Genomic DNA, 767 nt, shown 5'->3' with positions numbered 1-767 from the left:
AAGTGTGGAGCTTGCCATTGACCTTCACCATCATATCCAGCTCCGCCACCTAAATAGCCAGCAAGCTGTTCATTCATGTAATAAAGCTGAGAACCCGTGACCGCATCACTGGAATCTTTAGAGATATTACCTGCTGCTAGAGACGTGATCTTACTATTGCTCTTATCTGCACCATGCTGAGCTACAAACGCACCTTTATCGTTATCCCACAACAACGCATCTTGAAGACGTTCAGAAACCTCATCTTTGTTCTGAGCAACTTGATCCTTAAGATCCTTGAAGCCTTGATCAACCCCACCAAACGCACCAGAAAGATCATGATATTCTTTATCATCTAATTTATAGGTTGGTTCAGTCCCTTTTAAGACATCAGCACCGCCACCTAAATATTTCGACGCATTCTTAGCAACTGTCTGAAGATCATCACTGACACCCTTTACATTCTCATTCGTCTCATAAAGCTGGGAACCCGTCACTGCATCATTTGAGCCTTTGGCAAGAGTTCCATCCTTAACACCCGAAAGCGTACGCGTTTCACCAGACTTATTCGCTATGTTGATTTCACTGCCAGCAACAGCTGAACCAATCGTTATACGCTTGGTGTCGGCATCTTGCTGAACTAGGCTCTTTTCATTGGCTTGAGAGATCGCTTCATCAACCTTCTTACCGACAACATCATCAACCTTATCACCTATAATATCATCAACCTTATCGCCAATAACATCATTCACTTTTTCCGTAATCTGGTTGTTAACTTTTTGCTCAAA

At 42.9% G+C, this 767-nt stretch carries 1 pseudogene; it reads right to left on the bottom strand.

Annotated elements, in window-relative coordinates:
- Positions 1-767, bottom strand: a pseudogene (locus ACFIM8_RS09225) (adhesin); the annotation flags it as partial.

The sequence above is a fragment of the Bartonella sp. AC535YNZD genome, assembly GCF_042196625.1.
Classification (GTDB): Bacteria; Pseudomonadota; Alphaproteobacteria; order Rhizobiales; family Rhizobiaceae; genus Bartonella.
The sequence above is the reverse complement of the archived record's forward strand: the minus strand, read 5'-3'. Positions and strand labels throughout refer to the sequence as shown.